Source organism: Ekhidna sp. (genome assembly GCF_039940915.1).
Lineage (GTDB): Bacteria > Bacteroidota > Bacteroidia > Cytophagales > Cyclobacteriaceae > Ekhidna.
In genome coordinates, this window is the sequence record NZ_JBDVFO010000002.1 from 655,385 (window position 1) to 678,940 (window position 23,556).

Annotated in this window: 14 protein-coding genes and 1 other RNA gene; 4 read left to right on the plus strand and 11 right to left on the minus strand. The window is 39.4% G+C overall.

The features are described from left to right. Positions 1–9: 9 nt before the first annotated feature. Genes ABJF57_RS08000 through ABJF57_RS08015 form a run of 4 tightly spaced genes read right to left on the minus strand, consistent with a single transcriptional unit; the run spans position 10 to position 10,006 of the window. Positions 10–4,263, minus strand: coding sequence for an FG-GAP-like repeat-containing protein (locus ABJF57_RS08000; protein ID WP_462234076.1), 4,254 nt, complete (start codon positions 4,261–4,263; stop codon positions 10–12). A gap of 37 nt (positions 4,264–4,300) precedes the next feature. Continuing rightward, positions 4,301–6,445, minus strand: coding sequence for a tetratricopeptide repeat protein (locus ABJF57_RS08005; protein WP_462234078.1), 2,145 nt, complete (start codon positions 6,443–6,445; stop codon positions 4,301–4,303). After that, complete coding sequence (locus ABJF57_RS08010) at positions 6,445–8,859, minus strand: O-linked N-acetylglucosamine transferase family protein (RefSeq protein ID WP_462234080.1); 2,415 nt, start codon at positions 8,857–8,859, stop codon at positions 6,445–6,447. The genes ABJF57_RS08005 and ABJF57_RS08010 overlap by 1 nt, the downstream gene beginning before the upstream one ends. Further along, positions 8,846–10,006 (minus strand): TIGR03032 family protein, encoded by a 1,161-nt coding sequence (locus ABJF57_RS08015; RefSeq protein WP_462234081.1) that lies wholly within the window; start codon positions 10,004–10,006, stop codon positions 8,846–8,848. Before ABJF57_RS08015 ends, ABJF57_RS08010 begins: the two co-directional genes overlap by 14 nt. Before the next feature lie 191 nt (positions 10,007–10,197). Between ABJF57_RS08015 and ABJF57_RS08020 the strand changes: the two genes are divergently transcribed. Next, positions 10,198–11,337 (plus strand): cystathionine gamma-synthase, encoded by a 1,140-nt coding sequence (locus tag ABJF57_RS08020; RefSeq protein ID WP_462234083.1) that lies wholly within the window; start codon positions 10,198–10,200, stop codon positions 11,335–11,337. Between the two features lie 187 nt (positions 11,338–11,524). Next, positions 11,525–13,792, plus strand: a complete 2,268-nt coding sequence (locus ABJF57_RS08025) for a patatin-like phospholipase family protein (RefSeq protein ID WP_462234085.1) — start codon at positions 11,525–11,527, stop codon at positions 13,790–13,792. On the opposite strand, the gene ABJF57_RS08030 is transcribed toward ABJF57_RS08025, so the two are convergent. The 3 genes from ABJF57_RS08030 to ald all read right to left on the minus strand — a co-directional run bounded on the left by ABJF57_RS08030 (position 13,770) and on the right by ald (position 16,765). Beyond that, complete coding sequence (locus ABJF57_RS08030; protein WP_462234087.1) at positions 13,770–14,480, minus strand: LytR/AlgR family response regulator transcription factor; 711 nt, start codon at positions 14,478–14,480, stop codon at positions 13,770–13,772. The two genes, ABJF57_RS08025 and ABJF57_RS08030, sit on opposite strands and share 23 nt — an antisense overlap. Further along, positions 14,477–15,508, minus strand: coding sequence for a sensor histidine kinase (locus tag ABJF57_RS08035; protein ID WP_462234089.1), 1,032 nt, complete (start codon positions 15,506–15,508; stop codon positions 14,477–14,479). Before ABJF57_RS08035 ends, ABJF57_RS08030 begins: the two co-directional genes overlap by 4 nt. A 144-nt stretch (positions 15,509–15,652) precedes the next feature. Continuing rightward, the gene (ald, locus tag ABJF57_RS08040; protein WP_462234090.1) at positions 15,653–16,765 is read right to left on the minus strand and encodes an alanine dehydrogenase; all 1,113 of its coding nucleotides are present in this window, start codon (positions 16,763–16,765) and stop codon (positions 15,653–15,655) included. A 265-nt stretch (positions 16,766–17,030) separates the two neighbouring features. Here ald and ABJF57_RS08045 point away from each other — a divergent pair, with 265 nt between their 5' ends. After that, the gene (locus ABJF57_RS08045; protein WP_462234092.1) at positions 17,031–19,436 is read left to right on the plus strand and encodes an alpha-ketoacid dehydrogenase subunit alpha/beta; all 2,406 of its coding nucleotides are present in this window, start codon (positions 17,031–17,033) and stop codon (positions 19,434–19,436) included. On the opposite strand, the gene ABJF57_RS08050 is transcribed toward ABJF57_RS08045, so the two are convergent. Beyond that, entirely contained in the window at positions 19,430–20,320 is an 891-nt protein-coding gene (locus ABJF57_RS08050; RefSeq protein ID WP_462234094.1) for a hypothetical protein, read from the minus strand. The two genes, ABJF57_RS08045 and ABJF57_RS08050, sit on opposite strands and share 7 nt — an antisense overlap. Positions 20,321–20,367: 47 nt before the next feature. On the opposite strand from ABJF57_RS08050, the gene ABJF57_RS08055 reads away from it, so the two are divergent. Continuing rightward, the gene (locus ABJF57_RS08055; protein WP_462234096.1) at positions 20,368–21,324 is read left to right on the plus strand and encodes a LuxE/PaaK family acyltransferase; all 957 of its coding nucleotides are present in this window, start codon (positions 20,368–20,370) and stop codon (positions 21,322–21,324) included. Between the two features lie 233 nt (positions 21,325–21,557). Here the strand turns inward: ABJF57_RS08055 and ABJF57_RS08060 are convergent, their stop codons facing one another. The 3 genes from ABJF57_RS08060 to ABJF57_RS08070 all read right to left on the minus strand — a co-directional run bounded on the left by ABJF57_RS08060 (position 21,558) and on the right by ABJF57_RS08070 (position 23,504). Next, positions 21,558–22,715 (minus strand): sigma-54-dependent transcriptional regulator, encoded by a 1,158-nt coding sequence (locus tag ABJF57_RS08060; protein ID WP_462234098.1) that lies wholly within the window; start codon positions 22,713–22,715, stop codon positions 21,558–21,560. Positions 22,716–22,739: 24 nt separating this feature from the next. Continuing rightward, an RNA gene (gene rnpB, locus ABJF57_RS08065) (RNase P RNA component class A) lies at positions 22,740–23,095 on the minus strand. 10 nt (positions 23,096–23,105) lie between these two features. Continuing rightward, on the minus strand, positions 23,106–23,504 hold the full coding sequence (locus ABJF57_RS08070; protein ID WP_462234100.1) for a hypothetical protein: 399 nt from the start codon (positions 23,502–23,504) through the stop codon (positions 23,106–23,108). Between the last annotated feature and the right edge of the window lie 52 nt (positions 23,505–23,556).

Below are 23,556 nucleotides of genomic sequence, written 5' to 3' on the forward strand. Positions count from 1 at the left end.
GCGACCAATCTAGTCTTTCTTAATCCACCGTTGGGCAAGTTTTACTCTTCCAACGATAACCTCAATGACATAAATCCCAGATTTTTGCGTACTCATGTCAAGGTCGTAGGTCCAATTTCGCGTGTTTTTTTGTACATCAAATTGATGTACACTTCTGCCCGCAAGATCAACTACTTTAACATTCATCTCACCGTACAGGTCATTTTCAATATTGAAATTGATCTTATCCTGACCGGGGTTTGGATAAATACCTAAAACATTTCTGATCTCATCTTCTAAGCCTAATACTTCATTTACAGTAAGAGCAAATGATTGCTCAAAAGACTCCTCACCATCTGAAGCAACGATTCTTATGGAAAGAGAAGGAGTGGTATTAAACTCAAGCGTTTTTATTAATATGAGCTGATTTCCTTGTATGATGAATTTGTCATTGTCATCCGATCCTGTTCCATCTACAAGCGAAAAAGTATGCGTATCTGTTGTGTTTGGGTCAGTGGCAGAAATGTCTGCTATTGCATTACCGGGAAATACACTCTCATCTAAAGAAGTTGCGGATAATGCGATGGCTGTCGGTGCTTGATTGACGTCATTGACACTGATCACAAAAGCTTGCTCTGTGTTCCCATCAATATCTGACGCTCTAACATATATGTTGAATGATTCTTTGGTTTCAAATCTAGACTCAACATCGATTTTCAATTGATCCCCTTCTATTCTAAAAGATTCATTATCAGCATCGTTAGTGCCATCTCCATCTACTAATTCGAAAGTCAATGGCTCAATACTATCATCTGTAGCTGTTATTGTTCCAACAGTAGATCCGATTGCAGATCCTTCATCAATGTTATCAGCTGAGAGGGCGATTGCACTCGGTGCTTGATTGACATCATTGACATTGATCACAAACGCCTGCTCTGTGCTTCCATCAACATCTGCTGCACTTATGTAAACATTGTAAGAAGGTTTGCTTTCAAATTGTGAGTTTTCATCTATTATCAGCTGATCTCCTTCAACCCTAAAAGATCCATTGTCAGCATCGTTGGTACCATCTCCTGTAGCCAATTCAAAACTTAGTGCCTCTATGCCATCGTCTGTTGCAGTAATTGTTCCAATGCTTGTTCCAATGGCTGTTCGTTCATTGAAATTATCTGACGAAAGAGCAATTGCAGTCGGAGCTAGGTTCACCTGACTGACAGTTAAGGTAAATGCTTGTTCATGGATATTTTCACCATCATTTGCAGCTAATAATATGTTGAGCGTTGGAAATTCTTCCGCACTCACATCTCTAGTAAGGATCAGATTATTTCCGTTTATGGCAAAGAAATTATTGTGTTCGTCATTAGTACCGTCACCATCGGCTAAAGAAATGATATGAGCATCATTTGGGTTATCATCAGTAACAGAGACACTTGCCACCTGCGTATCTTCTGGCAAATGCTCATCCAAAGTGGAAGACGATAAACCTATACTTGATGCTGACACATTTGTATTGAGAAATACTTTCACTGCGTCATTGGAAGACGAATTTTCTTCTCTCAATACAATGTCAAGATCGTCATCGTTATCGACATCCATCAATTCTAATTCCACGCCACTCACGTTGGACAATGTCTGCTTCAATGTGAAAGTACCGGAAGCATCGTTTAGCCATAAGGTAATGTCATTTTGGCCGTTCATATCAGTAATGGCAACTACGATATCTAGTGATCCATCTCCGTCCATATCCCCAAGCTTCAAATCAGCAAGTTGCTCTCCATCCGTGTCAATTACGCCTCCTAAATCTAAGCTTTGCGAAACCGAGAACCCACCGCTTTCATCATTGATCATAATATCAATATCTACCTCAGTTCCATCGTATCTTAAGGTAGCAATATCGATAGACCCATTCAGATTCAAATCACCAATCTCAATTCTATTGAATCCGTTATCTGCATTAAATCCAGTTGCTGCTGTAGAAGTATCTGAAAAACCACTACCTGTCCCATTGAAGAAGGCATCTGTACCTGGATCTACGCCATCGTTTTCTGCTATAATCAACAAATCCACATTTCCGTCATTGTCAAAGTCCGCAATGTCAATATCGACTATTCTACCTGCATTTTGCATTGCACCTCCCCCAGCAGAAGGCTGCAGCGATATGTTTTGCTCTTGCGAAAACGATGAATTGTTTTCGGCTACTTCAAACCTCCTGAAGTAGGTATATTGTGATGAACTATATGATCTACGAATAAGCGCAACTTCTTCCAGACCATCTGAATCAAAGTCTCCAGGTATAAAATCAAAACTACCACTACCGATAAAATTAGTACCAATAGAGTTCCATCCTCCATCGCCACTATTTTCCACAGCGTACAATCCACTATTGTCTAACCCAAAGAGGTCTAAATCTCCATCATCGTCAAAATCAATAAAAGCAACTTCCGTTGCTCCATCTGAAAACACATTTATCTGATCCTTTACAAAAGTTATTCCATTGTTAATGAGGATGGTCTCATCTGTTACGAACAAGTCAGCGTCCCCATCTTGATCTATATCGCTGGATTTGAAACCCTCAATAACTCCGCTACTGGATTCTAACGTATAGCTATTAGAATCAAATAATCCATTCCCCTCTTCTGGAAGGTTATTGATTTTTATGTTGATTTTTTCTGTTCTGCTTTTATTACCATCTCCAAAGTTAAAGCTAAGATCAAGCGAACTTCCAGATTCTTCCCAGTCAAACGGTTGATTGGTTGACAAATCTCCTGTGGTCTCATTCCAGGTAAAATTGGAAGCATCGTCACCACTCAAATAAGATGTTATCGGATCTGAGTGAAAATCCTCAACAACAAGATTGGCAATAACTCCAGCTGGTTTATTCTCATCAATGATTACCTCTCCATTAAAACTGGAAATATATGGTGCCGACTTATCAAAATAAACAAACGGATCTAGAGATGTAGTGAGCCCTATGATATCATCCAATCCATCTGCATCAATATCTCCTACCGCTACAGAACTAAAAGCTCGTGCGGCATCTCCAATCTCACCATTCAAACTATGGTCTGAAGCGGTCAAATCGGCTCCATCAAAAACCGCAATTTTTGATTCTGAATTGAAGGCTATTAGTAAATCATCATTCCCGTCACCATCGAAATCGTTTATCTCTACGTCATTGACCGCCTCATTTGGCAATCCAGCATTTGAAATGGAATTAAATTGAAAATTCTGACCTTCATCATATCTGTTTTGATAAACAAAATTTTGATTGTAAGATCCATCTGAAAAGAATAAGTCAAGATCCTTGTCACCATCCATATCAAGTGCTGAAATATGCTGAAAGCTTGCATATTCATATTGAAGGAGGTAAGTATTTGCCCCAGAGAAAACCGGAACAGCATCAGCGTCAGCAGTATTCTCCTTTACATATACACGTGTATTGTCTGCACCATCACTTTGGTTGTGTATTAAATCCAGATCACCATCAGCATCCATATCTGCGAATTCGAATTCGGTCACCCCATCGTAGCGATTCACATATAAATAATTAACACCTGAAAAGGCGCCTGAACCATCATTGTCGAAATGTTTGAGGGAGTTGTCAGCATAGGCTATTACCAAATCCAAGTCGCCATCACTATCAAAATCTACTAGATCAATGTCGTCAGGGTTGGTTTCACGAGCAATAGCACCTGCTGTAGAACTTGCTGAATATGAGAATACTTGTTCTGTTAGTTCAAAATTTCCATCACCATCGTTGAAGAGCAAATAGAAGTAATCATTGCTCCTAAATACTATGTCATTGTCTCCATCATTGTCCACATCTCCAACCCAGAATTCTTCTCTCATCAAATCCAATGAGGAAGGTCTAAGCACCTCATAACCATTCTTATCGTTCCCTTCAATAATGAAACCATCACTCGTCGTTGAAATGAGTGTTTCCAGTTCAGGGTCACTATCAATGTTTGCTACTTCTATATGCACATTGGTACCAAAGACTGCTATATCTTTAGTGCCTCGCTCAAAACGCATCAGAGGATCTTGTGCTGCAAGTGCATTGGGAAGCATTACAGCTCCTATAGACCCTGCCAATACAGCTCCATTTTTAAGTTTAGCAAAACCTTCCAGCTGTGAACGAAACTTCTCTACTCTGGCGATGAGTGTGTTTTTCTTTTTTCTGGATAGTTTATCAAATGAGCCAGAAGAGATGCTTCTCTCAAGTCGATATTTAAACTTAAGATACTTTTCTCTCGTCTTTTGAAATGTGTGGTGATACATATTCATAGCAGTTGTGAATTAGGAAATATTATTAACTAAAAATTCATTCTAAAAAATTTAGCTCTAAAGCGGATCCAACAGAAAAGTCCTTTGGTGGTAGTCCTTTTCTATGTCTAAAAAGTGCCTTTCGATACGATTTTTCTAAATACTTCACTTGTAATTCAGTATCGAAAAGTATACTACTGTGTTTCGATTCCAGTTTCTCTCTCCATCCCTTTAGTTCGTTCCCTTCAGATGCAGCCAAAATCGACAGCTCAATATAATCATTCTTAGTTGAAATTGCACAATTCTTCAGTCCAGAATAGTGCAAAAGGCTTGACCCTAACCTGCTGTTGTGATTATCTCCTCTCAATGAAATCATGGGCACACCCATACGCAATGCCTCTACTCCTGTAACATGGGCGTTGTATTGAAAACTGTCCAGGAAAAGATCGGCATGCCTCATACGCTCCCAATGTGTATGGAGATCGACCGGCGAAGCAAATATGACTTTACTATGTTCAACATGATATGAATTGGCAAGATTGTGTATCGATACCCGAAACTGCTCCAAACCTCCATCAAATAGCCATAATATCGAATTAGGTACTGTTTGGATAATTTGCATCCAGGCATCAAGTGTCTCCGGATCCAATTTTCTTGGGTGATTGAAGCTGGCATACACAAATGTGTTTTGAGGCAAATTGTGATCTGCTCTTGTTGTGTTTTTTGTCTCATCCAAGGGGAGTTCACTATTGATGAGGCTTGAGCATGGGAGTGTTATCACCTGCTCTGTAAAGTTCTTTCTCAGCGAAGCGTCCATCATTGATTCATCTGAGAATACATAGTCAATAAATGAAGCCCCTGATGTCTCATGCGAACCAATCATCATCATTTGCACGGGTGCCGGCCTCAATGCGAAGACTTCCATATTCATGTTGGTGTTATAGCCTGCTAAACCGACAAGGATATCAATACCACATCGATTAATTAAATCTGCTATTTCTTTGGTTCTTAGTTCCGAAACATCGTGGTAATAATCAACATCGTTTTTAATGTCATTATTAATGAAATCACTGGATTGCACTAATGAGAAACCATGAATTTCAAATTGACTTGAATCATGAAATTCAAATAGTTTGCGTACCAATACACCTCCTGGATGCTTCCGAAAGTTCGGTGATAAATACCCAACCTTGAGCTTTCCAGGGCTCGATGAATGATCGTACAAAAGGTTCTGATATTTAACTTTAACCTCATCAGTTATTTTTTCGGCGTACTTTTCAGCTACGGCCCTATAGCGCTCATTTTCAACACGCATATAGCTCAGGGTGTAAGGCACGATTTCGAAAGGCAGGTTTATATTCCCCTCTAGGTATTCATCTATGATTTTGATCAAATCATTTTTGTCTTGCGAGTAATCTGTCCAATCAGCGATTATCTTTCTAAAAAGGATTTGATAAAACCTAAGTCCTTCCCTGAAACGCTCGTCCCCATGTTTGAGGCCATCCTCAATGAATTGCAATGCCCCCTTGTAGTCATTAAACTTCTTTGCTTGCAATTGCGACAAGTTGAAGTATGTGATGGAAAGCTTCGGGTTAATTTCTAAAGACTTTTCATAGCATGATCTTGCTTTTTCAAACAAACTTTCTTGCTCATACGCTCCACCAAGATTGCAATAACCAATTGCCTCATCTGGGTAGATATCTATTAATCGTTGATAGAAACGAATGGCCTCTTTATGGTCCCCTTTTCGTTGCGACAAATTTGCCAAATTGTTCAAAGAGGCTCTATGATTGGGATCTAATTTCAAGCATTCCTTATACTCGTCAATTGCCTCTTCAATTAGGCCCAATTCAGCAAGCGCTTTAGCAAAATAGAAATGAAATTTCCTATTCTTTCCCCGCACTTTCACTAACCTAAATACCGATATAGCATCCTCATATTTTTTCAGCTTTGTTTGTATAATACCGAGGCTCATCAGCAAAGAATCATCGGCAGTTTGTTTTTGACCTTCTTTCAATATGTTCTCTGCCAAATACAGTTGATTCTGCTTAGAATATACCTGTGACAAAAGGAGGTATGCCCCTACACGCTCTGGTTTTGAGTCAATTAGCTTTTGGCACTCCGACAGAACTTCTGCTTCTCGTCCATTTTGAAAAAGCTTTATTGCTTCATTAATCCTACCGATATATTCCTCAATATCCATCACACATGAAAATCTGTTGGCTTACTACCTGCTTCATATTTATACCAAGCCTGCTCAAACGCATCTTCCATTCTTTTGGTCAAAAGGCCAATATTGAAAAAATCACTACTACTCTTTGCTTCTTTCAGCTGTTTCTTAGCTCTCACAAGTTTCTCGCGCGTATTTACATAGCTCACTGCTTCTTGAATGTATTGTTTCTCATCATCACAAATCATATAATCCATTTCAACGGCGGCTAAAAAAGAACTACACAGTCTGGCACTTACCGTTTCGCCTCTTAATGTTAAAACCGGAACCTCCATCCATAGCGCTTCCAAGCAAGTGGTATGGCCATTGTAAACTGGCGTGTCGAGAAATAAGTCAATCAAAGTCATCCGTTTATAATGGTCACGATGATGTTCTCTTCCACAAAAAATAATTCGATCAGATGCTATCGCGTGTTTACTTGCAATTAATTGGATATTTTTTCTGAATGATGCAAACCCACCATCGTAAAGCCATAAAACCGAAGTAGGTGTCTGCTCCAATATCGTCATCCATGCGCTGATGGCTACCGAGTTTAGCTTTCGTGGATGATTTAAACATCCATACACAAAAGCATCATCCGGTAGTCCATAGTCAGATCTCTCAATTATTTTATCAGTAGGTTCTAACTCAACATTGAAAAAATGACTAGTAGGAAGGTAGATAATAGCCTCGCTGAAGGAAGCTCTATTTCGGTCAGTCATCACCATCTCATCCTTAAATACATAGTCGTAAAAATCACACTGCAAGGACTCATGGCAATCCATGGCTACCAACTGAATAGGTGCTGGCATTAGTGCGGGAATCTCTGATTTCATTCCCACGTTGTATCCCGCTAAGCTGATAAGAATATTAACTCCATCTTCATTGATTTTAGATGCCGCTTCCGCAGAACTAAGACCTCCTATTTCAGTGTACTGATCAGCGAGCAATTGAATCTCACCATTGATTTCATCTTCTCTGCAATTGATCGCATATGCAAAAACCTCGAACTTCTCCCTGTCATGATTTTTTAAAACTCCTTGAATCAAAACACCGGCAGGGTGTTTATTGAAATATGGTGAGAGGTATCCGATTTTGATTTTATCCTTTTTGCCTTGGTAATTAAAATCCAGTCGCTTTCTAAGGGGTTCGATTCTCTTGATTAGGGCATTTGAAAATTTGGCTGTGACCTTAGCAACCAACTGTGGATCGTAGGTGAAATATGCCAAGTTGTAAACGGGTATCTCTTCTTCTATTACTTGACTCGAAACAAACTTTTCCAGTAGGACAGATACCTCATGCATGATTTCATTATTCCTATCAACTCGTCCCATTTTTGGATAAAGCAATTGCAATGTCATAAGTGAACGAAGCGCAAATTCAGGATGCTTTTCAATTTTTCTGAGGTTGCTCTCGGCCTTCTCTAGATTATTCAACTGTTCATGCGCGATCCCCAGAATGTAGTATGATTCAAAGGAGTATGGATTGACATGAATATAGGCTTCCAATAATTGAACGACTTTATTCATTTCAGAATCGGTCATCCAAATTTTAGCAAGTTTGATGTATGGCTCTTCGCTCTTCACCCCAGACTTCACAAGTTTTTGTAATAATGTGGTCGCCTTCGTTCTCTCACCAATGCCATTCAAAACATTCGCGTAAGTACTCAAGTATTTGGCGTTATCTGGGGATAATTGTATCGCTTTTTGAAGAAATTCAAGTGCTTTCTTATGCTCATACTTCACACTTTGAATTACTCCCAGGTTATAATGTGCCAACGTATTGGTGCCATCAAGATTTAAGGCTTTGAGATAAAGACGCTCTGCTTTATCAAGCTGACCCATTTTTTGTAGTAACCCTGCCATGTTGCAGTGAGTCATAGGAGATTCATCATCTATTTCAAGCAATCGAGCATAACACTCCATGGACTTTGCATATTCATGTACTTGCTGATACAGATTTCCAAGATTATTTAATCCCTGTATATGTTGTGGTTCCATATCCAGCAATTTTTGATAATGCTGGATAGCACTCTCAAAGTGCCCCATTTTTTTCAGATTTCTAGCAGCGTGAAAGAGTATTCCAACGCTTGTTTTGCTTGAGCGTTTAAGATTTTCAAATGCAGATTTGGCTTCAACCAACTTTCCGAGATTAGTGAGCGATATTGCTCTTTGCAGTAAGAGTCCTTCATTTGACGGTTGTAATTCTGCGCCTTTATTGTAAAATTCCAGCGCCTTGTCAAATCTCTTTTCCTGAAACCAGGATTGACCCACCATAAAAAGACTTTCAAAATGGTCAGGATTGTGTTTTAAAATATCCGAATATAACTTTCTTGCCTGCCTCAGTTTTCCTGACTGGTGCATCGTCAAAGCAGTTTTAAAGTACGTCTGGATGTTAAATTTTGCCATCAGAATCAGCTAGCTTACCTTCTTCCAAATTTTCTTTTTTGCTATCCTTTTTTTTCGTTTTCTCTTGCCAGAAAATACGCTGTGGGGTAATGATTGCTCTGGAGTGAATTTCCTCATCCGCGTTTAAAATATTAGGTCTTTGAATGCCTGGAAGCACCTGAACATCGTAGAGTTCTCTCACAGCACCCTTGTATTCTAATAATCCTTCTACTTTTTTGGCTCTTAAATTGACTATTGCCACTCCCGGGATAGGTTTCTTAGAAGCAATAGGCATCATTCCAAAATCTTTGCTCTCTTCACGGATTTTGGACAATCCGATGAAAAGAAAGTTTTGATAAAACGACATACCTCGTGCAAATCCTGGCACTTCGCATATCTTTTCATTCGAACCTGATGGTAAATGGTATTTCCATAGCTCTCCGACTGCTGATTGGAGGTAGTAGATATCTTCACCGATCAATCTTGGACTATGAGGCATAGCCAGTCCATCCAGCAATATTTCCTGACTATCAACATCCATTAAAATTCCACCTGTCAGTTTATTTTCACGCCACCCTCCTGGCATATCAGATTTCCCGAGGGCTGTAACAAATTTTGGAAGACCGTTTTTCATCGCCATTCCATTTAGGTGACACTTATCTCCAGGTGTCACTTCAGAGATAAAGAAAGGCTTCCATTTGGGTAAAAAGCTGTAGCGCGGATCAATTTGAGCAATGCATGAAAACTCAGTAATCACGGCCCACAGTCCTCCTTTGCCATAGCTAATGTCATGCGTATCTACTGCTCCTGTATAATGAGTAGATCGCGGAAGATAAATTGAATCATAGACATCAGGCTTCTTGGGGTAAGTTTTGGCTGCATTCTGCGATCTATGTGTCAATACGATCTCATCCAAGCATGCAACTGCTAAATGCTTATCATGCACTGCGACTCCCAAAGGCTTACGAAAGCTTCTTGGCAACTGTATCATAGCCTGATCATCCTTGGGACTAAACATAACAATCTTTCCTGTCTGATAAGTGCTTAGGACTAAACTGCTTTTTAGCGAATGAAGTATCTGCGCAAAAGATCTCGTGTGTTGGTATTCGAAGGGATTTTCAATGTCAGTTGGCAGTATGTTTTCTTCGGGGTTATTCTCCTTTTTCATATAAAGACATTTGGCAGACAATTGCCTCTGTAAGCAATATTTAGAATAATTACTTTATGAAAGTACCAAACAAATCAGGAACTTAATTGATAAATTCGTCATTTTTCAAAGCCACATAAATTCCAATGAGGTGCAATGGCATTTATTGGAGCGTGTAACCAAAATATTTTAACTTCTAAATAACTATACCTATGAAATTTGGAACAAAAGCACTTCACGCTGGAATAGAGCCAGACCCTTCAACCGGAGCAATTATGACCCCGATTTTTCAGACGTCAACTTACGTACAAGATTCTCCTGGAGTACACAAAGGATATGAGTATGCAAGAACGCAAAATCCGACAAGAAGTGTTCTTGAGAAGAATCTTGCAGCGCTGGAAAACGCCAAGTTTGGGAGGTGCTTTGCGTCCGGGATGAGTGCAACAGAGACAGTAATCAAGACGCTTCGCCCCGGTGATGAAGTGATTAGCACTGGTGACCTTTATGGGGGAAGTTTCAGACTGTTCACCCAAATTTTTGAACAATTTGGAATAAAGTTCACATTCGTGGATATGCGCAATCCTAGGAAGGTCGAAGAAATCATCACTGATAAGACAAAACTTCTTTGGGTTGAGACACCTACGAACCCAATGCTGAATATCATTGACATTGAAGCTATAAGCGCCATCGGTCATAAACATGGAGTCAAAGTTGCTGTGGATAACACATTTGCTTCCCCATATTTACAAAATCCACTTGATCAAGGAGCTGATATAGTTATGCATTCCGTGACTAAATACATTGCAGGGCACTCGGATGTTATCATGGGATTTTTAGGAACCAGCGATCCGGCAATAGATGAGCAATTCGGATTTATTCAGAATTCAAGTGGTGCAATTCCTGGCCCTCAAGATTGCTTTCTTGTGCTCAGAGGAATCAAAACACTTCACTTACGTATGCAAAGGCATTGCGAAAATGGCGAGAAAATAGCTCATTTTTTGAAAAATCATCCAGCCGTAAAAAGCGTTTTCTGGCCTGGCTTTGAAGATCACCCAAACCATGCCATTGCGAAAAAACAGATGCGTGGTTTTGGAGGCATGATCTCTTTTACTCCCAAAGAAGATACCATTGAAAAAACAGAAGAAACGCTGAATAAATTTAAACTATTTAGTCTCGCAGAATCTTTGGGAGGCGTTGAATCATTAGTTGGGTATCCCGCGGGAATGACACATGCGAGTATTCCTAAAGAAAAACGTATTGTTGGTGGATTGACTGACTCGCTTATCAGGCTGAGCGTAGGAATTGAAGACATTGATGATCTAATTGCCGATTTGGATCAAGCCATTAAGTAATCATAGCTGCAGAGTAAAAAAACCCGCTCGTGCGGGTTTTTTTATGCTAAGTCGAAAAGACCTGTATTCGAAATTGGTTGTGAATTGTGGTATGAATTTAGTTACTATATTCGGATACCTGGTTGTTGATTCGATCAATCAAAGGTTATAGTCAGGGTAAGACTCGATTCAATCGATAAAACAAAAAATGAACAGAATCAAACTAGTGCTAGATCAGATATATCACTCCCTAATGGTGCAATTAGTGTTTCATCATTTTAAAAGGAATCTAGCATTGCTCACAGTTTGGGTCATAGTACTTGCTGCTTTCTCGGGCGGTCTGGGTAAAGTCTACGGCATTCATTACCTCTTTCTAGATCCTGAATACCTTGGAGAAGTTAGCTTTTGGAGTTTTTTCATTGTAGGTGTTGCCTTCGGAAACTTGATAATGGCTTGGCACATTACTAGCTACATACTTGATGGACACAGATTCAGATTTATTGGAGTACTTCAAAGGCCATTCACCAAATTTTCCCTTAATAATAGCCTCATTCCTGTATCCATACTGATTTTCTATATTTTACTTTTGATCAAGTTTCAGCTCAATAATGGCTTTGCTGAATCTACTGAAATCTTCCTCTATGTTTCAGGTCTGGTGCTGGGAATCGTTGCGATGCACTTACTCATGATTTTATATTTCCGATTTACCAACAAAGACATATTCATTTTTCTTGCTGGAACACTAGATAAAAAGCTAAGAAAGAATGTCTTAAGTAGAGATCGGGTAATGAAAAGAGTTCGTGAAAACAGAGCTGATGAGTACAATGTGACCAACTATTTAGATTTAAATTTTCGTAAAAAATCGACAGAAGAAATTGTCCACTTTGACAATAGAGAAGCCATCGTCAGAGTTTTTGACCAAAATCACTTTAACTCGGTCGTGGTTGAGCTATGCATCATTGGAGTAATTCTAATCCTGGGTTTTTTCACACATATTGAGTTTTTACAAATTCCGGCTGCTGCGAGCTCTCTTCTCATTTTTGCAATTGCCGTCATGCTTGTGGGAGCCATCAGTTATTGGTTTAAAGGTTGGGGACTGAGCTTTGCCCTCGGGATTTTTATTCTTGTAAATACTGGCGCACAAATGGGGTTTGGTAAGGGCATCAACCAAGCCTCTGGCATCAACTATGATACAACCAAGATTGAATACTCTGTAGAAAATTTAGCAGCCATACATTCAAAAGAGCAGTATGTTCATGATCAGTTGCATATGCTGGAAACATTGGAAAACTGGAAGGCAAAATGGGATCATCCCAAAGAGCAGAAGATGGTCTTCTTATGCGTCAGCGGAGGTGGTCAACGGGCCGCCTTATGGACAGTCAATGCCCTTTTGAGCGCCGATAGTGCACTGAACGGCTCCTTACTGGATCAAACAATGCTGATAACAGGTGCTTCTGGAGGTCTCATTGGTGCTGCATATTACAGAGAGATGTTTAGAAGAAATAATAGCATTGCGATCTCGAATAACAGACATGAACTGTTGGAAAAAATGGGCAAGGACAACTTGAACCCTGTGATTTTTGGACTTCTTGTAAATGATCTCTTTTTCAAAATGCGAACTCACGAATATGAGGGTCGTGATTACAGCATTGATAGAGGATTTGTTTTTGAACAAAACCTCAACAAGAATCTTGGCTACTCCCTGGATCAACAAATCGAAGATTATTTTGGGGAAGAAAAAGCCGCTGAAATTCCAACGCTAATTATGTCTCCCACCATTGCCAATGATGGACGGAAACTCTATATCTCTTCACAGCCCATTTCTTTTATGGGTATTTCTTCAGAGGTTTTGGATAAAACCAATCAAAAAATCAGAGGAGTTGACTTCCAAGGACTGTTCAGAACGAATGATTCCGGGAAACTAAGTTTTCTATCTGCTTTAAGGATGTCTGCCTCTTTTCCGTACATTACCCCAAATATTAGTCTTCCATCAGAACCGCGCATTGAAATAATGGATGCTGGTATTTCTGATAATTTTGGAATTGCTGATGCCATCCACTTTGCAGATGTATTTAAAGAATGGATTGCAGATAATACGGCCGGCATTGTATTCTTAGTCGTTCGGGATACCAAATCAAACTCACCCATCGAAAAGCGCCCTAACCCTTCGGTAATTGACCGTTTGACTTATCCCATTGCAAGTGTTTACAACAACCTCACAAATATGCAGGACATTAACAATGATGGGCGTATTGAGCAGATGAAGTTGTGGTTTGATGGAGATTTTGATATTGTAGAAGTTGCATACGATTCATTTGAAAAAAACGAATCTTCTACAGATGTGGAGCGTGCTTCTTTGAGTTGGCATTTAACAGCTAAAGAAAAGCAACATATAAAGGAAAATATCTCAATAGAAAGCAATAGATCAGCAATAAGAAAGCTGAAAGAGTTGCTTAAAAACTCATCAAATCCTTAAATCGAGAAGTTTGTCTTCGACTCACTTCCACTTCAGTACCGTCCTTTAAATACAAACGAATCGTGCCACTGAACCACGGTTCAATTTTGTCAATCCATTTCATATTTATGATTTGCTGTCGATTTGCTCGAAAAAAGACCTTTGAATCAAGCCTACTTTCCATGTACTGCAGCGTTTTTGGGATCATCGGCTTATGTTCTTCAAAATAGATTCGGGTGTAATTATCCCATATCTCAAATAGTCGGACATCTTTGAGTGTTACAAACCAGCACTTCTCGCCATCTTTTACAAAGACCTGACTGTTTTCGTTTAAAACATCCTTTGGCTCCTCTTTCTTTTCAAGATTTTCTATTACACGCTGCAATGCAAGCGTAAGCCTATCGTCAGTAACCGGCTTTTTTAAATAATCCAGGGCATTATAGTCAAATGCCTTGATGGCATACTCGCTGTAGGCCGTGGTGAAAATAATTTGAGGAACTTCATCAAGCATCTCCAACAACTCAAACCCGTCTTTATCTGGCATTTGAATATCCAGAAAAACTAAATCTGGTTTCAATTCTTCAATCAATAACTTTGCTTCATCAGCATTTTCTGCTTCACCTATTACTTCAACATCTTTATGATTTTTTAAAAGAAATTGAAGTTCTTGGCGAGCTAATCGGGTATCGTCTACTATTAATGCTTTCATTTTACTAGTGGTAGTTTTAATCTTGAGAGAACCATATCACCTTCCTGAGTCAATTCAAGGTCCGGTTCACTGTCAAACAATATTCTAATCCTATCTGTTGCATTTTTTAAACCAATGCCACTTCCTAAATTTTTCTTTAGTCTTCCGGTATTCCTCACTTCCAAAGCAAGGTCTTTCCCGTCCTTCTTAATAGCTATCAAAATGTCACCTCCATTCTTTACTTGGGAGATACCATGTTTCACTGCATTTTCGGCCATCAGCTGAATCAACATGGGAGGTATTCTATACCTTTCAAGCTGTTTATTTGTGGATATCTCATAGTGCAAGCGATTTTCGTAGTGTATGCTTTCCAACTCCAAGTACTTATTAACAATTTTAAGTTCCTCTTCAATCGTTACCTTCTCATTGTCATTGAATTGAATGGAGTAACGCAATAATTCAGAAAGATGAGAGACCATATCACGTGCCTTCATGTGATCTTCAAGTATCAAAGCTCTAATGTTATTCAGTGCATTAAATAAGAAGTGGGGATTGATTTGAGCTTTCAGAGCGATTAGCTCAGCATCCTTCACGGATGTTTGCAGTTGCCACTTCTCTACCTCTTCTTTCTTGTAATTTCTAAAAAAGTAAATGATGAGGTAGACAGCAGTCCACAGCGAGAAATACACAAAAGTCTGAAAGGAGAACAGGAAAAACACCAATATGCTAAAATTCTCAACGTCAATTATATCGGTCGTGAGTATTGTATACCCCACTACAACGCCATTCGCGAGTAATGATATAACCAGCAAGGCTGGTACTAAGCGCAGAATCAATTTTTGAACCTTTAACTTCAGCCACCCATCCAACTTCATTTTGTAGCGTAGCAAATGTGTAGACATTAGCATAACTATTGCTCCAAAAAACTGGGCGAGAATCACCCATACGTCAACACTATCATAGAAGAGAAAAGAGACGACCACTCCTATCATCGCATAGGTAAACCACCCAAATGATTGAAGGAGCCAATACGAATTATTTCTGGTCATCTTTTTCAATTTATTAAAACAAATAAAATTCTATGCCATCCCAAATTCATAGGCTTTGACGTGAATGGTCATAAGTACACTCTGAATGGAAAACAAAAAAGCCCATCCATTACCATGGATGGGCCAAATACTCAAGCTGGTGTTCTATAGAAATTTATCAACTGGAGTATATGGCATATCAAATGCCTCAGCTACTCCTTTGTAAACTATTTCTCCATTGATCACATTCAAGCCCAGCTTTAATTCCTTGCTATCGCTACAAGCCTGCTTCCATCCCTTATTAGCCAATTCAAGTGCATAAGGTAAAGTAGCATTTGTTAGTGCCAATGTTGATGTATATGGCACAGCTCCAGGCATGTTAGCCACACAATAGTGAACCACATCATCAATGATGAAAGTCGGATCTTCATGCGTTGTAGGTTTACATGTCTCAATACATCCTCCTTGATCTACAGCAACATCCACTAAAACTGTGCCTGGCTGCATCTCTTTCAACATATCTTTTGTAATGAGGTTGGGTGCCTTCGCTCCTGGTATGAGTACTGCTCCAATGATCAAATCATGAGACTTAATTAATTCTCTAATATTATACTCGCTGCTCATAAACGTATTCACGTTTGCAGGCATAATGTCATCAAGGTATCTCAGCCTTTGAAGGTTTAAGTCCATGATCGTAACATCCGCTCCCATTCCAGCGGCCATTTTGGCTGCATTTGTTCCAACAATACCTCCACCTAAAATCATAACCTTAGCTGGACGAACTCCTGGAACGCCTCCTAAGAGAATCCCTCTTCCCTTAAGCGGTTTCTCTAAATATTTTGCTCCTTCTTGAACAGACATTCTTCCCGCAACCTCGGACATTGGAATCAACAATGGTAATGATCGGTCCGAACTTTCTACGGTTTCATAAGCCAGGCAAATTGCTCCGCTCTCTATCATCGCCTTGGTCAGTGGTTCGTGCGATGCAAAATGAAAGTAGGTGAAAATAAGTTGATCTTTTTTACAAAGCTTATATTCAGGCTCTATTGGCTCTTTCACCTTTATGATCATCTCTGCTATATCATAAACCGCCTCAATGGTTGGAAGAATTTCAGCTCCTGCTTCAACATACTGATCATTCGTAAAGCCGCTACCATCGCCTGCCGTGGATTGAATATAAACTTGATGACCTCTTTTAGTAAATTCTACTACTCCAGATGGCGTCACTGCCACCCTGTTTTCGTTGTTTTTTATCTCTTTTGGAACGCCTATAATCATGGTAAATAAAGTTAAGAGACGGCAAATATAGGAAGTGCTTTTTATTGACCACCCAACATTTTTAAATACGAAATATCGAGGATAGTAATTCGATTTTTTTAAGAATAATATTCTTTAAAATTTTAATTAATAAAATTTTATTCTTCATAGAATAATAGTATTGGCACAAAACATAGTTTTATACGGATGACATCACTTTCAAAAGTGGTTGCTTTTTCATATTTTTGGAAGTGACTTTGGTCATCAACATTAAAAATTCATGCACATGAGTGAGGCGAAAAAAAGGACTAAAACTTTAATTTCAAAACAAGAAATACTTCAAGACTTCAGGCTTGCGATAGAAAGTAGAGAGGCAAGCTTAATCGGAAGAAAGGAAGTATTCATGGGTAAGGCTAAGTTTGGAATTTTTGGTGATGGCAAGGAAGTTCCGCAGATCGCTATGGCCAAATATTTCCAAAATGGAGATTGGAGATCAGGCTACTACAGAGATCAGACTTTCATGATGGCCGTAGGTCAACTGAATACTCAGCAGTTTTTTGCTCAGCTCTATGCACACACAGACGTAGAGGCAGACCCGGCATCTGCGGGGAGAATGATGAATGGACACTTTGCGACTCGGTACCTAAACGAGAAAGGAGAATGGCTTACTCAGACCGACAAGAAAAACAGCAGTGCAGATATCTCACCTACTGCCGGCCAAATGCCACGTTTACTTGGATTGGCCTATGCCTCTAAGTTGTATAGAGAAAACGAAGAACTTAGCGAACTCGAAGATTTTTCCATCAAAGGGAATGAAGTAGCTTTTGGCACAATTGGCAATGCATCAACTTCAGAAGGGCATTTTTGGGAAACAATGAATGCAGCAGGTGTATTGCAAGTACCGATGGTAATGTCAGTCTGGGATGATGGATATGGTATATCCGTACCGCAAAAGTATCACACCATAAAAGAAAGTATCTCAGATGCGCTTAGTGGATTTCAAAGAACAAAAGAAAAACCTGGCTTTGAAATATTCAAAGTGAAAGCATGGGACTACATAGCTCTCCTGGAAACATACAAGAAAGCGATAGACATTTCCAGAAAAAAGCACATTCCTTGCCTTGTTCATGTGGTAGAGGTTACACAGCCGCAGGGTCATTCGACTTCAGGCTCTCATGAGAGATACAAATCCAAAGACCGTCTCAGCTGGGAAAAAGAACACGATTGCATCTTAAAAATGAGGGAGTGGATACAAACGGAAAAGTTTGCCACCAAAGAAGAATTAGATCAAATAGAAAAAGAAGCAAAACAAGCAGCAAAACATGCAAAAGACATTGCTTGGAAGGCTTATAGTCACGACATTAAGAAAGAAGTAGAAGAAGCCGTTAGCCTTATCGAAAAAGCTGGCATATCCTCAGCTCGCAAAGCTGATGTTTCCAATATCACAAAAGAACTTGGAAAGGAATTAAATCCCGAAAAGTCACATATCGTGAGAGCTGCAAAAAAATCGTTAAGGTTTTTGAAAAACGAGCAATCCACTGAGAAACAAAATCTTATTAATTTTCTCTCAGAAAAGAGTAACCTGTATGAGGAACAATATAGCTCTAAGCTATACAGCGAATCCTCTGAATCTGCTTTACTTACGGACACCACCCCAGCTCAATACTCTGAAGAGAGTGAATTAGTAGATGGAAGAGAAGTCCTCAATGCATGCTTCGACTATCACTTGGCTAATGACCCTAGAATTTTTGCTTTCGGAGAAGACGTTGGGAAAATAGGAGATGTAAATCAAGGGTTTGCTGGTTTGCAAGAAAAGTACGGAGATCTAAAAGTGACGGATACTGGAATTCGTGAGACCACAATTATTGGCCAAGGGATTGGTGCAGCTATACGCGGACTCAGACCAATCGCAGAAATTCAGTATTTAGATTATCTGCTATACGCATTGCAAACGCTATCTGATGATCTTGCAACGCTTCAATACAGGACATATGGAGGTCAGAAAGCGCCATTAATCATTCGAACAAGAGGGCATCGTTTAGAAGGTGTTTGGCATTCAGGATCTCCAATGGGAATGATCCTTCACTCACTTAGAGGTATGTATATCCTCACACCAAGAAACATGACTCAGGCTGCCGGATTTTATAACACACTGTTGACCTCTGATGACCCGGCTCTGGTGATAGAATCACTGAATGGATACAGATTGAAGGAGCGGGTGCCCGATAATCTCACCGAGTTCAAATTAGCACTTGGCGAACCAGATGTTTTAAGAGCGGGCAGTGATGCAACGATCGTGACATATGGATCCACATGCAGAGTTGTGATGGAAGCTGCTAATCAACTGGCCTCCGAAGGAATAGAAGTTGAAGTTATTGATGCTCAAACACTTATCCCTTTCGATCGCACTAAGACAATCGTTCAATCACTGGAGAAAACAAATAGACTGATCGTGGTAGATGAAGATGTGGAAGGTGGAGCTTCTGCATTCATTATGCAGCAAATTTTAGAAAGAGATAATGGATACTTTCATCTAGACTCTAAACCTGTAACAATCACCGGGAAAGATCATAGAGCAGCATACGGAAGCGATGGTGATTATTTCTCTAAACCAAACGTTGAAGAGATTTTCGAGAAAGTTTATAATCTCATCTCAGAAGCTAACCCAGATAAGTACCTAAAAATCTATTGAGAAACGGTGATGTCTGCCAACACGAAATCGGCTGATGTGACTTCATTGCTTTTGTTTCCGGCACGATCGTATACGTAAAATTTGGCACGAATAACATCATCAAGAAAAGCCAGTCTCAACACGGTGGATTGAATGGCATACGTAATTGTACCGCTTTTTCCTTCAGGGTCATAAAGTGGTATTCTCCCATTAAATATGCCTATATCACACTTATCTGTTCCAAAAATTTGCTGGTAGTTTAAAGGGACATAATTCTCTCCAACCTTCTTTTGAAACTCAATAATGAAATTGTAATATGTTTCTACACGTTCTACCGGAATTGCGGTACGTATCACTTGTGAGCCCGCTGAAGCTGGAGTGAGATTTACTTCATCAACCAATACATAGGGCGTGAGAGTTATGCTTTCAAGGAAGGTGCCATCTTGATTTGCCAGATCCGGACAGGTTTGAGGAACATCTAAAACATTGTCTGAAAAAAATTCTTTCGTAAAAGAAAACACTGGATAGTCAGATTCTGACGCATTTACTATTATGGAAGTATTTGTAATTCGAATGGGAACAAAATTTTCTGTTATAAGTGCTGCCTTATATACAGGAGGAACGGCCATATCAATGTTACCAACAGTAATTACGCTGTCTCTGGAATCTAAGTAAACATTAAATTCGTTATACGGAGGTAAAATATCTCTTGCCTGAAGCACTCCCAGATCTCCATTTCCATCTTCAAAAGAAAATGACAGTATTAACGAATCAGTTGTCGTACCATCATAGAAAAGGATATCTTCAAAAGTTATTTTAGGAGTGTCTGGAAAAATATCTTTGTCAAAGCAGCTGGTAAGCACTAAAGCTATTAACGGTAATATATTTCTAAGAAGTTTACTCATATGTTGAAAACAAAATTAATCTACTTTGCCCCTAATAGTTCAGAACTATGAATTTTGCTGAAGAATTCAAACATACACTTTTCGAAATAAACGAAAAAACCTTTACTGAAAGTTCACTGGCTGCATTTGAATATCAGTACAAGGCATGTGATATTTATAAGTCTTACTGCAATTACCTGCATAAATCACCTGCTACGGTAAAAAATCTCACAGATATTCCCTTCATCCCAATTGAGTTCTTCAAAAATCATGCTATAAAAAGTGGAAATTGGAAAGAAAAGAAAATATTTAAAAGCAGTGGAACCACCTCGACTACTAGAAGTCAGCACTTTATACGTGACATTGATCACTATCACCGAGTAGCAAGACATACGTTTCAGGAAAAAATAGGACAGTTATCCGAATTTAAAATCTTCGCTGTTTTACCTTCCTACCAGGAGCAAGGGGATTCATCGCTTATAAGTATGGTTGACAATTTCATGAACTACAGCCATTCAGCATCCAACTATTTCCTTAACCAGGATTGGGATGACCTACTCAATCAGGCTGGTAAAAAGCTTGTGATAGGTGTATCATATGCTCTCTTAGATATTGCTGCCCAGAGGCCTTCTTCTAGCAATCTCACAGTAGTGGAAACGGGAGGCATGAAAGGCAGAAGAAAGGAGATAACGAGGTATGAATTACACAGTGAGCTCAAAGAAGGTTTTAAGGTGAATGAGGTTTGGTCTGAGTATGGAATGACCGAACTCCAGAGCCAGGCATATGGAAAAAATGGTGCATTCGAATTTCCAAAATGGGCAAAATGCATAATCCGGGATATAAATGATCCTTTCAGCTTTCAAAAAGAAGGGAAGACTGGTGGAATCAACATTATTGATCTTGCAAACATTGATACCTGCTGTTTTATTGAGACAAAAGACCTTGGAAGAATAGTTTCTAATGGCTTTGAGGTCCTCGGTCGTTTTGATAATAGTGACATTCGTGGATGTAACTTGATGATTTAGCGAAAATCATGAAATATTTTAAACGTTTCGCAGTTGAATAGTTGATTATTTCTCCTATTTTTGAAGGGTAAGGTAAAGAAATAGCCCTCACACTGAAATAAACCGCATATGAAACTAAAACTTACGATACTAGCAGTAATTATATTAGCAATGAGTGCATGTACTCAAAGAACATGTCCAACTTATGCTCAAGAAGATACTCAGGAAGTAAAAGCAGAGCAAGAAGCAAACGCTTAAGTCTCCACGTACTTTTTAACATCCTCTTTGGTAATTGTGTCTTGAGACATAATTACTAACCTTTCGATGACGTTTCTTAATTCGCGAATATTACCTGTCCAGCTATAATCTTCAAGTTGTTCAACAGCATCCTTTTCTATCGATTTCTTAGCTGATCCATATTCACTGGCGACCTGATCTAAAAAGTGATCAACCAATAAGCCAATATCTTCTTTTCTTTCACGCAAAGCTGGAACCGTAATAACCATTACACTCAACCTGTGATACAAATCCTCACGGAAGTTACCCTCTCCAATTTCGGCCTTTAGATTTTTATTGGTTGCTGCCAGCACCCTTACATCTACATTAATAGCTTTATCACCACCAACTCTGGTAATTTTTTTGTCTTGCAGCGCTCTTAAAACTTTCGCTTGAGCAGATAAGCTCATATCTCCTATCTCATCAAGAAAAAGTGTACCTCCATTTGCTTGCTCAAACTTACCGATTCGCTGTTTGTGAGCCGAGGTGAATGAGCCTTTCTCATGACCAAACAACTCGCTCTCAATAAGTTCTGAAGGAATTGCCGCACAATTCACCTCAACCATTGCGGCTTTAGATCTTCCGCTTTTTTCGTGCAGCCACCTTGCTACAAGCTCTTTACCTGTCCCGTTTTCCCCATTGATTAGCACTCTAGCTTCTGTCGGAGCCACTTTATCTATGGTATTCTTGACCTCAACAATTCCCTTGGATTCTCCAACTATATCAAGCCCTTTGCTTACTTTCTTTTTAAGCACTTTCGTTTCTGTGGCAAGCTTACCATTGTCAATGGCATTTCTCACCGTGAGCAAAATACGATTCAAATCTGGTGGTTTCTGAATGAAATCATAGGCACCCTTCTTTGTAGCTTCTACTGCTGTATCGATCGTTCCATGTGCTGAAATCATGACGAATGGAACATCCAGTCTTTCTTCGGAAACTTTATTCAGCAATTCCATGCCATCCATCTTTGGCATTTTGATATCACAAAGTACCAAATCAATTTTTTCCTGCTCGAGTTTAGACCATCCGTCTTCCCCATCTTCGGCGGTAAGCACGTCATATTTTTCTTCGGAAAGAATGTCTCTGAGAGCATCACGAATGCTCTTTTCATCATCAACTACAAGAATTTTAGCCATCTTATGTTTTTATTCGATTTAATTACAAAAAGCAAGCCAGTAAGCCGGGTTCTGTTTTATCCCATCATTTATCTAGCCTTGCCGTCACCGACAAGGTCTAACGACCTACCCAATTCTACTCGGGCGAGCAACCCTTAATCATAGAACCTATTTGGTCTTTCAGCACGTAAGGTTTACCATGCGGTTCATGTCACCATTCACCCGGTGAGCTCTTACCTCACCTTTTCACCTTTACCTGTCTAAGACAGGTAGTCTATTTTCTGCGGCACTTTCTCTATCCCAAAACAAAGTATTGGGATGCTTCCTTTTCAGAAGTACGCTGCTCTGTACTGCCCGGACTTTCCTCTTGTCAATTGACAAGCGATGAGTCGGCTTGCATCTGCAAAAATATCAATGAATGTCTTTACCAGTAATTTTTAATTCCCAGTCATCTGCATGATGAGCAATTTCCATAATCATTTCCTTCACCATATTTTCATTAAGATTCACAAGAAAATTTATGGCCTCAACTTTTAGGAAGTCATCCTCAACGATAAACTTGGTATATGGATATTCTTTTGAAGCTTCTAAGCACTCTTTGAACGGCACATCATAGGTAAGTTCACATACCTTTGATTTTAGATGTACCAATTCTCTTTCATAGCCCGAATGGGTTACGATGTGGCCTGTCACCGTTTGAAAGCGACCATTTTTCAATGGAACGATAATGACTGACTGGGTTTCGTCATACTCTCTAAACTCCCCTCCAATCTCCTCTGCATATTTTTGGCTAAACTTTCTGTAATCCATGGTAATTAGGTTTTATCTTCTTAAGATAACCATTCCAATTGAATTTGAACCT